Annotated in this window: 6 protein-coding genes; 3 read left to right on the plus strand and 3 right to left on the minus strand. The window is 68.8% G+C overall.

Going from position 1 to position 6,691, the window contains the following annotated elements; genetic code table 11:
- Positions 1-123 precede the first annotated feature (123 nt).
- Positions 124-837, plus strand: a complete 714-nt coding sequence (gene queC, locus DK459_RS06185) for a 7-cyano-7-deazaguanine synthase QueC (protein WP_006390049.1) — start codon at positions 124-126, stop codon at positions 835-837.
- 332 nt (positions 838-1,169) lie between these two features.
- The gene (locus DK459_RS06190) at positions 1,170-2,795 is read left to right on the plus strand and encodes an EAL domain-containing protein (protein ID WP_223203262.1); all 1,626 of its coding nucleotides are present in this window, start codon (positions 1,170-1,172) and stop codon (positions 2,793-2,795) included.
- Here DK459_RS06190 and DK459_RS06195 read toward each other — a convergent pair.
- Positions 2,773-3,954, minus strand: coding sequence for an MFS transporter (locus DK459_RS06195; protein ID WP_038504502.1), 1,182 nt, complete (start codon positions 3,952-3,954; stop codon positions 2,773-2,775). The two genes, DK459_RS06190 and DK459_RS06195, sit on opposite strands and share 23 nt — an antisense overlap.
- On the minus strand, positions 3,951-4,496 hold the full coding sequence (locus DK459_RS06200) for a GNAT family N-acetyltransferase (protein ID WP_006390053.1): 546 nt from the start codon (positions 4,494-4,496) through the stop codon (positions 3,951-3,953). Before DK459_RS06200 ends, DK459_RS06195 begins: the two co-directional genes overlap by 4 nt.
- Before the next feature lie 125 nt (positions 4,497-4,621).
- Here DK459_RS06200 and DK459_RS06205 point away from each other — a divergent pair, with 125 nt between their 5' ends.
- Positions 4,622-5,512, plus strand: a complete 891-nt coding sequence (locus tag DK459_RS06205) for a LysR family transcriptional regulator (protein WP_026382245.1) — start codon at positions 4,622-4,624, stop codon at positions 5,510-5,512.
- On the opposite strand, the gene DK459_RS06210 is transcribed toward DK459_RS06205, so the two are convergent.
- Positions 5,460-6,497, minus strand: a complete 1,038-nt coding sequence (locus DK459_RS06210) for a 2-isopropylmalate synthase (RefSeq protein WP_006384641.1) — start codon at positions 6,495-6,497, stop codon at positions 5,460-5,462. The two genes, DK459_RS06205 and DK459_RS06210, sit on opposite strands and share 53 nt — an antisense overlap.
- Positions 6,498-6,691 lie beyond the last annotated feature (194 nt).

Below are 6,691 nucleotides of genomic sequence, written 5' to 3' on the forward strand. Positions count from 1 at the left end.
GCGCACTGCGGGTAAACCGTAAACGAGAACGGCACCGATTTTACGCAGGCTTCCTTACGGGGGAAGACGGCCAGCTGCGGTAAAGTCTGGCCTATCCCTTAGTCTTTGCAGAAACCCCCTTTTATGCTGAATCACCAACGTCGCGCGCTCGTGCTGTTTTCGGGCGGACAGGATTCCACCACCTGCCTGGCCTGGGCGCTGGACCGCTATGCCCATGTGGAAACCGTGGCGTTCGATTACGGCCAGCGCCACCGCATCGAGCTGGATGCGCGCCTGAACGTGCTGCGCGACATCCGCGCGCGCTTTCCGCAATGGGCGCCGCGACTGGGCGAAGACCATCTGCTGGACCTGAAGGTGCTGGGCCAGGTGGGCGACACCGCCATGACCAGCGACCGCGCCATCGAGATGCAGGCCAATGGCCTGCCCAACACCTTCGTGCCCGGCCGCAACCTGCTGTTCCTGACGCTGGCGGCCGCGCTGGGCTACCGGCGTCAGCTGGACGTGCTGGTGGGCGGCATGTGCGAAACCGATTTTTCGGGCTATCCCGATTGCCGCGACGACACCATCAAGGCGCAACAGGTGGCGCTGGGGTTGGGCCTGGGCAGCCGCGTCACCATCGAGACGCCGCTGATGTGGATCGACAAATCGGAAACCTGGGCGTTGGCCAGGAGCCTGGGCGGCGACGCGCTGGTCGAGACCATCGTCGAGGAAAGCCACACCTGTTACCTGGGCGAGCGCGGCGCGCGCCATGCCTGGGGCTATGGCTGCGGCGAATGCCCGGCCTGCAAGCTGCGCCGCGCCGGCTGGGACAAATGGCAGGCGCAGGGCGGGGCCTGAGGCGTCCGCCCGTCCCCCCACCGATAACCCCTGGCTTCACATTGCGCCGGCGACAGGCCGCGGCGCATTGTCGACCTGCGCCGCAATGGCGTCAGAACTCGCGCGACGGTAGCCAGGCGCGTGTCGCTACGTTTCGCCGATCAGTGATTTTTATTTCGATATATTGAATTCCATTCATTTAAAAGTGAATGGAATTCAATTATTTTCGACTTTGCGCAGTGACGTGAACGATTGAGCGCCCTTTTTTTGCGACCCTGTTCCCGGTATGGAGATGCAAACAAACATTTCAATACCGTTCGATGGAAAGCGGTTTCACCCAGGGCTCAATCATCATGAATCGGTCGCGCATTATCCTTATTTTCGACAACGAATTCGCCAAGCAGGGCATCTCCGATTCGCTCGAGCAGATCGGTTTCGTCCTGAATCCCGTATCGCTCCAGGAACCGGCGCCGGCGTGCCAGGCCGGCGAAATCCAGGTGCACCTGTGCCTGCCGCGAGATCTGGACATCACCATCGGCCAGTTGCGCGCGCGCTTCGCCCATTCCACGATCATCGCCATCCGCCACATCGAAAGCCCGGCGGTGCGGATCAATGCGCTGCTGGCCGGCGCCGACAGCTGCTATGGCGCCAACATCAGCTATAGCGAAGTGGCGGCCGCGATCCAGTCGGCGCAACGCAAACTGACCCTGTGCCAACCGCCCGCGGCGGTCGGGCCGCGGCGGCCGGACGCGCCGCCCGATCCGACCGCGGCCGAAAAAAGCTGGCGGCTGTGCGACAACGAATGGACGCTGGTCTCGCCCGCGGGGCCGGGCGTCAGCCTCACGCCCATGGAGCGCGCGGTGCTCAAAGGCATGCACGCGCATGCCGAACGGCTCATCCGCCGCGCCGATTTCGCGGTCGCCAGCCTGGATATCCCCGGCAACGGCCGCGCGCTGGACCTGGTCATCAGCCGCCTCAAGCGCAAGGGCGCAGCCGCCGGGCTGAGCATTCCGATCCGCAGCTTGCGCGGCAAGGGATATTCGTTCTCCGCCGCGTTGGCGCAGGATAGCGCCGCCGGCGACGGCCGCGAACCGGCGGCGCCCCGGAAAGAGGGCGGGCCCGTCTCGCCGTTGCTGGCCGCGATCCAAGGGGACCGGCTGCAATTCCACTACCAGCCCATCGTCGCCGCTTCGGACCTGGAGATCGTGGGCGCCGAGGCGCTGTTGCGGTGGCGGGCGGCCGGCGGCGAAACGCTGGGCATCGACGGCCTGTTGCGCGAGGCCGGGGCGCCCGAGGTCGCGCAAGCCCTGATCAGCTGGGGCATTCGCACCATTGCGAGCGACCAGGCGCGCTGGCGGCAGGCTGCGCGCGGCTGCGGACCGGCGGTCAATATCAATATCTCGCCCCAGAGCTTTGCCCGCCGTGACGTCGTCGGCGTGATCCTGCGCGATATCGCCGTGTGTGGACTGGCGCCGCGCGATATCCGTATCGAACTTACCGAAGAGGCGGCCTTGCACGCGGCCAGCGCGGACATCCGTTGCATGCTGGAGGAGTTCACCAGCCGCGGCATCCAGGTGTGGCTGGACGATTTCGGCAAGGGCTACAACAACCTCGAATGGCTGTCGACGCTACCGCTGGCGGGCTTGAAACTCGACAAGTCCATCGTCTGGAGCGCGGCGCGGCAGGCCGATGCGCAGAAAGTGCTGGCCTCGATCTGCCAGCTGGCGCGGGATCTGGATATCGTCACCGTGGCCGAAGGGGTAGAAACCGAGGCGCATTGCCGGGCCGCGCGGGAAGCCGGCTGCGACCTGTTGCAGGGCTTCCTGTTCTTTCGGCCCGGCACCGCCGACGAACTGGCCACCGCGTTGAACGCGCAATGCCAACGCCGTGACGACGTGGCCTGGGCGCGCGACCGCGGTGCGCCCGCCACGGCGGTCTGCGACGGCGGCGCGCCGTTCAGCCCCGTGCCCGGGCAATGAAGCGCCACCGCAGCGCCAATGCGGCGGCCAGGATGGCGCCGGCCACGCCGGCGGACATGCCCATCGCGGCATGCGCCCCATGCCGTTGCACGACGTAGGCGTACGCCACCGGCGCGGCGGCCGTCAGCAGGAAGCTGGGCATCAGCAGGGCGCCGGTCACCGCGCCGTAACTGCGGAAGTCGAACAGTGCCAGCGGCAGCGTGCCGCGCGTGATGGTCAGCAGGCCGTTGCAGGCACCGTACAGCGAGGCATAGGCGGCCAGGGCGGCGAGATGGCCGCCGGAGAACAGCGCCAGCATGAAGCCCAGCGGCAGCAGGGCGGCCACCGCCAGGGTCAGGGTCAGCGGATGCAGGCGAGATCCCAGCGCGACATCGGCCAGCCGCGAGGCGAACTGGCCAATGCCCCATAGCGCGGCGACGTTGACGGCCAGGGCCTTGGCCAGGCCAAGGCCGGACAGCAGGGGGATCAGGTGGGCGGCGTTGCCGGCCGCCAGGAAGTTGGTCAGCATGGCGATCGTGGCGTACAGCGCGCCAGCCAGGCGGCGCTCGCGGGCATTGCGCGCCAGGCCGGCTCCGCCCTGGCCCGGTGCCTGCGCCGGCGCGGCGTAGCGCGTGCGCGGCAGCGCCAGGTACAACGGCAGCGTCGCCAGCGCCAGCGCGGCGTACGCCAGCACCGCGCCGCGCCAGCCCAGCCAATCCGACAGCGCATGGCCCACCGGCCACATCACCGTCGAGGCGAGTCCGCCGAACAGGGTGATCTGCGACATCGGCCGGCGCGCGGCGGGACCCGCGGCGCGCGCCAGCGAAGCGAAGGCGGCGTCATACAGGCACAGCCGCATGCCCAGGCCCAACAGCGTCCAGGCGGCGAAGTACGCCACCGGCCCGTGCGCGGCGGCCAGCAGGATGCAGCCGGCCGCGGCCACGACGGCGCCGGTCGGCATGATGCGGTGGCCGCCCCAGCGGTCCACCGCCCGGCCAGCCAGCGGCGAAACCAGCGCCATGACGACGATGGCACAGGAGAAGCCGCCATAGATAGTGGCGGGGTTCCAGCCCAGGTCGGCGGCCATGTCCGGTCCAAGCGCGCCGATCAGGTAGAACGTCACGCCCCAGCCGACCAGTTGGGTCAGGCCCAGGCAGACCACCGCGCGGGCGGCGATCACGGGCGTTGCGGCGGCGTGCCGTCGCCTTCGCCAAGCGCGCGCTGCATCAGCACGGTGTCGCGCCATTCGCCATGCTTGTGACCCACCGAGCGCAGCGTGCCGACCGGATGGAAGCCCTGGCGCGCATGCACCGCGAGCGAGGCGGCGTTGCGGCTGTCGCCCACCACCGCCAGCATCTGCCGCCAGCCGGCCGCGGTGCAGCGTTCGACCAGCGTCGCCAGCAACCTGCCGCCGATGCCCTGGCCGGCGCGGCCGGCCTTGACGTAGACCGAATCCTCGACGGTGTGGCGGTAGGCGGGACGCGGACGATAGGGGGTCACGTAGGCATAGCCCACGACTTCGCCGTCGATTTCGGCCACCAGGTAGGGCATGTCCTTTTCCAGCACGGCGGCGCGCCGCTGGCGCATTTCCTGGATCGACGGCGGGTCCAGTTCGAACGACGCGGTGCCGTGCTGCACGTGATGCGCGTAGATGGATTTGATCGCGGGCAGGTCGGCGTCGACGCTGTCGCGGATCAGGATGGGAGCGGCGGAGGGCGGCATGGCGGTGTTTTCGGCGGTGGGGGATCGATGGAAAGCAGCCGCCAGTGTGGCGCAGCCCCATGCATAAATAAAGCTTTGGTCTGTTATGGTTTACATAAGCAAAACTTTGGATGACGGGCGGACCCATGCGCGGCCTCAATCTGGACGCCCTGCGCACGTTTGCGCAGGTGATCGAACTGGGCAGTTTTTCGGCGGCCGCCGAACGCGGCGGCATCACCCAACCCGCGGTCAGCCTGCAGGTGCGCCAGCTCGAGCGCCGCTTCGGCCTGAAGCTGGTCGAGCGGGTCGGCCGGCGCGCCGGTCCCACCGCCGCCGGACTGGAACTGCTGACCCACATCCGCGCCATCGACGCGGCGCTGGCGCAGGCCGAGCAGGCCATGACCGCGCATGCTTCACAGGTGACGGGCCGCGTGCGGCTGGGCACCGGCGCCACCGCCTGCACCTACCTGCTGCCGCCGCTGCTGGCCGATCTGCGGCGCCGTTTTCCGGCGCTGGACGTGGTGGCCAGCACCGGCAATACCGCCGACATGCTGCGCGGGCTGGAGAACAACACGCTGGACATCGGCCTGGTGACCCTCCCCGCACCGGGGCGCATGATCGAGGCCACGCCGGTGCTTGAAGACGAGTTCGTGGCCATCTTCCCCGCGCGGGGGCCGCTGGCGATTCCCGACGCGGTGACGCCGCAGGCGTTGGCGGCATTGCCGCTGGTGCTGTTCGAGCCGGGCGCGCGCACCCGCCGCCTGGTGGACGACTGGTTCGAAGAGGCCGGAGTAGCGGTCAAGCCGGTCATGGAGCTGGGCAGCACCGAGGCCATGAAGGAAATCGTGGCCGCCGGCCTGGCCTGCGCGGTGCTGCCCAGGATGGCGGTGAGCGGCGCGGGCCAGCGCGGCAGCCTGGCGCTGCGTTCGCTGGCGCCGCGCCTGGCGCGCACCCTGGCGGTGGTGGTGCGCCGCGACAAGCCGCTCAGCCGCGGGCTGCGGCACCTGCAGGAGGCATTGCTGGCGCTGCGGACGTGAACGCGTAGGGGTGGAACACGTCCACCGGCAATTGGTTGCATGCCTGCACGCAGTCGCGCACGGCGGCCATGTCGGAAAAGTCCAGGCCGCTGGCGATGCCCTGCCGGTCCAGGTTCAGCGCCAACGTCACCAGATCGACATTGCCGGTGCGTTCGCCGTTGCCGAAGAGGCAGCCTTCGACGCGGTCGGCGCCCGCCAGCACCGCCAGTTCCGCCGAGGCCACGGCGGTGCCGCGGTCGTTGTGCGGATGCACGCTCAGCACGATGCTGTCGCGCCGCGCCAGGCGGCGGTGCATCCATTCGATCTGGTCCGCGTACACGTTGGCGGTCGTGCACTCCACCGTCGACGGCAGGTTGATGATCATCTTGCGGGCCGGACTCGGCCGCCAGATGGCGCTGACCGCATCGCAGACCTCGAGCGCGAAATCCAGCTCGGCCAGGCTGAAGGTCTCGGGCGAGTATTCGTAGATCCACTCCGTCTCCGGATGCGCGTCGGCCAGCGCGCGGATCTGGCGGGTGCCGGCCAGCGCGATCTCCTTGATCTCGGCGCGGCTCATGCCGAACACGATGCGGCGCCATTGCGGCGCTATCGGGTTGTACAGGTGCACGATGGCGCGCGGCGCGCCGCGCAGCGATTCGAAGGTGCGCGCGATCAGGTCGGGCCGCGACTGGGTCAGGACCTCGATGGTGACGTCGCTGGGGATGCGGCTTTCCTCGATCAGCTTGCGCACGAAATTGAAATCCGTGTCGGACGCCGAGGGAAACGCCACTTCGATCTCTTTCAGGCCCACCGCTACCAATTGCTCGAAAAAGCGCAGCTTGCGGGCCGCGTCCATGGGTTCGATCAGCGCCTGGTTGCCGTCGCGCATGTCGGTGCTCATCCAGATCGGCGGTGCGCTCGGACGACGCGTGGGCCACTGGCGTTCGGCGTAGTCGCGCGAAAAGGGCTGGACGGGGCGGTACTTGTGTTGGGGGTGGTCGAGCATGGAAACCTCCGGCCGCGCGGCGCGCGGCGTCTGTGGCCGCCGGTCTGCGGCGGCGGGCGGGCAAGGGAGGTGGCGAACGGACCCTTCAGAGGGACCGTGGCTGCCGGGCGGCCACGGGGCGCAAGGCCCGGCAACCGCGCGCTAGTCGTAGCGTCGACGCGGTGGCGTGCGCGACAGGGGGGGCGAAGGGACGG

The sequence above is a fragment of the Achromobacter sp. RW408 genome (assembly GCF_003184165.1).
Lineage (GTDB): Bacteria > Pseudomonadota > Gammaproteobacteria > Burkholderiales > Burkholderiaceae_B > Achromobacter > Achromobacter xylosoxidans.